This is a genomic window from Streptomyces sp. SAS_272, assembly GCF_052543235.1.
In genome coordinates, this window is sequence record NZ_JBMNDR010000018.1 from 101,529 (window position 1) to 105,163 (window position 3,635).

The window sequence follows — 3,635 nt, forward strand, 5'->3', positions numbered from 1 at the left end:
ACCGATGCGGGCGCGCCGCGCTGCGCCTGCTCCGACCTGCCCGTTCGCCACCGGAACACGCGCCTTTGCCAACTTTTTGCGGCGACGACGGCCCATTTTATTTGCCTGCAGCAACCAACTGATTCTATGGTTGCCCCAAGCAACGAATCCGGGAGGTGTGATGGCCGAGCAGGTGCAGTTCGAGGAGCTGGCGCATCAGCTCAGTGCCGTCGGGGCCGTGAAGCGTGACCTCGGGCGGATCCTGCCGCAGGACTGCTCGGCCGGCTCGGCCGCTGTGCTGACGCTGCTGGGCCGCCACGGCGACATGCGCATGAGCAGCCTGTCCGAACTGCTCGCCGTCGACATGTCCGTGACCAGCCGGCACGCCGCGCATCTGGCCGAGCGGGGCTGGATCCTGCGCTCCCCCGACCCGGCGGACAAACGCTCTCGCATCCTGCACCTCACCCCCGAGGGCCACGCGATGCTCTCCGACCTGTACCGCCGCACCACGGACCTGCTGGCCGAGCGCCTGGGCGACTGGACCGACGCCGAGGTCGGCCAGCTCGTCGGGCTGCTGACCCGGCTGCGCGCCAGTTTCGGCGAATGCCGGACCGTCACCCACCGGCCGCCGGCCCCGCCCGACCCGCCGCCGCCCGCGGCGCACCGGCCTCCCGGCCTTCCGCTTCCCGTTCGCGAAGACGAACGGATGCAGACCACCCGTACACCCGCACAAGCGACGTAGGAGAAGGAAGCTCATGGCAACGACCACACCAGCCGGTGTGCGGGCCCACGCGAAGCACGCCGGAGGGTCCCACGGCTCCGCAGCGGACGCTCCGATGACCCACCGGCAGATCATGGAGGCGCTCTCCGGGCTGCTGCTCGGGATGTTCGTGGCGATCCTGTCGTCCACGATCGTCTCGAACGCCCTCCCCGAGATCATCGGCGACCTCGGCGGCGGCCAGTCCGCCTACACCTGGGTCGTGACCGCCACCCTGCTGTCGATGACGGCGACGACCCCGCTGTGGGGCAAGCTCGCCGACCTGTACAGCAAGAAGGCGCTCGTCCAGATCGCGCTCGTCATCTACGTGCTGGGTTCGGCGGCCGCCGGCCTCTCGCAGAACCCGGGCATGCTGATCGCCTGCCGTGTCGTGCAGGGCGTCGGCGTGGGCGGTCTCTCCGCCCTGGCGCAGATCGTCATGGCGGCGATGATCTCCCCGCGTGAGCGCGGCCGCTACTCCGGCTACCTGGGGGCCACCTTCGCCGTGGCGACCGTCGGCGGTCCGCTGCTCGGCGGCGTCATCACGGACACCTCCTGGCTGGGCTGGCGCTGGTGCTTCTACGTCGGCGTCCCCTTCGCCGTCATCGCGCTGATCGTGCTGCAGAAGACGCTGCACCTGCCGGTCGTGAAGCGGGACGTGAAGGTCGACTGGGCCGGCGCGTTCTTCATCTCGGCCGCGGTCTCGCTGCTGCTGGTCTGGGTCACCTTCGCCGGTGACAAGTACGACTGGCTGTCGTGGCAGACGTACACGATGATCGCGGGTTCGGTCCTGCTCGCCCTGCTGTTCGTGCTCGTCGAGAGCAAGGCCACCGAGCCGATCATCCCGCTGCGTCTGTTCCGCAACCGCACGATCACGCTGTCGTCGATCGCCTCGATGTTCGTGGGCGTGGCGATGTTCTCCGGGACCGTCTTCTTCGCCCAGTACTTCCAGCTGGCCCGGGACGAGTCCCCGACGATGTCCGGCATCATGACGATCCCGATGATCGGCGGTCTGTTCGTCTCCTCCACCGTCTCCGGGCAGCTCATCACCCGCACCGGAAAGTGGAAGGCCTGGCTGGTCAGCGGCGGTGTGCTCATCACCGCGGGCCTCGGCCTGCTGAGCACGATCCGCTACGACACGGACTACTGGAAGACCGCGGTCTTCATGGCGCTGCTGGGTCTCGGCATCGGCATGATGATGCAGAACCTGGTGCTCTCGACGCAGAACCAGGTGGACCCGTCCGACCTCGGGTCGGCCAGCTCCACGGTCACCTTCTTCCGTTCGCTCGGCGGTGCGATCGGCGTCTCGGCGCTCGGCGCCGTCATGGCGAACCGCATCACCGACTACGCCAAGGACGGCATCGCCGGCCTCGACCCGAAGTACGCCGCCCTCGCGTCCGGTTCCGACTCCTCCAGCCAGATCCCGGACATGGACAAGCTGCCCGTGCCGCTGCGCACCGTCATGGAGAGCGCGTACGGCCACGGCATCGCGGACGTCTTCCTGATCGCCTCGGTGCTGGCGCTGCTCGCCTTCCTGATCACCCTGTTCATCAAGGAGGTCCCGTTGCGGACCAAGGGCGCGCTGGCGCAGGCGGCGGAGGGCGACACCTCGGCCGCCGCGGAGACCCCGGCCGCCGCGGAGACCTCGGCCACCACGGAGACCTCGGCCACCACGGAGATGCCGGCCACCACGGAGACCCCGGCCGGAGGCACGGCTGCGCGGGCTCCGGGCGCGGTGACCGCCGCCGGCGGGGAGCACGTCCCCGGCTGGGCGGTCGCCGACCTGGCCCAGGAACCCGGCCGGGAGACCGGTCCGCACGGAGCGCAGCGGCTCTCCGCCGTCGCCACCGTCGAGTCGCCGGTTGTCCCCTCGGGCGGCATCCCCGTGCACGGCTTCGTCCGCGGCGCCGAGAACGCGCCCGTCCCCCAGGCCGCCGTCACCCTGATCTCCCTGACCGGACGGCAGCTCGGCCGGGCGGTCGCGCAGACCGACGGGTCCTACGCGGTGGACGCGCCGGGCACGGGTTCGTACGTGCTGATCGCCTCCGCGGACGGCTTCCAGCCCCAGGCCTCCACGATCGTGGTGAACGGCGCGGAGCCGGTGGCGTACGACATCCTGCTCAGCGGGACCAGCGGGCTCACCGGTGTGGTGCGGGCCGCCGAGTCGGGCGAGGGCGTCAAGGACGCGATGGTGATCGTCACCGACGTGCGCGGCGATCTGCTGGCCACCGGAACCACCGGTGAGCAGGGCGAGTTCTCCTTCGCGGAGCTGGTGCCGGGCGCGGTGACCGTGGCGGTGAACGCCGCCGGGTTCCGGCCTCGTGCCCTGCCCGTCGAGATCGGCGTCACGGGCGTGACCCGTGCGGAGGTCGTCCTCGACGCGGGCGCCCGGCTCCAGGGCACCGTCCTGGCGCCGCACGGACCGCTGGCCGACGCGCGCGTGACGCTCGTGGACGCGGCGGGCAACGTGGTCGGCACCGCCACCACCGGCGTCGACGGGGCCTATGCCTTCGCCGACCTCGACGGCGGCGAGTACACGGTCATCGCGACCGGTTACCCGCCGGTGGCCACCGCGCTGACCGTCGCGGGAGCCGGCGTCGACGGCCACGACATCGAGCTCGCCCACCCCGGCGAGTAGTCGCCGGCCGGGATGCAGGGCCGGACGCCTACGGGTGCAGGCCGGACGCCTACGGGCGCCCGGCCTGCACCTGGCGGGCGCCGCGCAAACAGCCGGGCAGACGCCGGGCAGACAGCCAGGTATGCAAGCAGCCGATCATCGGCCGTCGGCCGGTGATCGGACACCGGCCGCGCACCGCCGCCGAACGGCCACAGATCGGCCACAGGTCGGCCGCCGAACGGCCGGTCGTCGCAGATACAGCTCCGGCCCGGTGCGGGGTAC

Annotated in this window: 2 protein-coding genes; both read left to right on the plus strand. The window is 71.3% G+C overall.

From position 1 onward, the window contains the following. The first annotated feature begins 160 nt into the window (after positions 1-160). Positions 161-721, plus strand: a complete 561-nt coding sequence (locus ACN6LD_RS13920) for a MarR family winged helix-turn-helix transcriptional regulator (RefSeq protein ID WP_319192877.1) — start codon at positions 161-163, stop codon at positions 719-721. Positions 722-815: 94 nt separating this feature from the next. Continuing rightward, a complete protein-coding gene (locus ACN6LD_RS13925) occupies positions 816-3,374 on the plus strand; it encodes an MFS transporter (RefSeq protein WP_458576031.1) in 2,559 nt (852 codons plus the stop codon). Positions 3,375-3,635 lie beyond the last annotated feature (261 nt).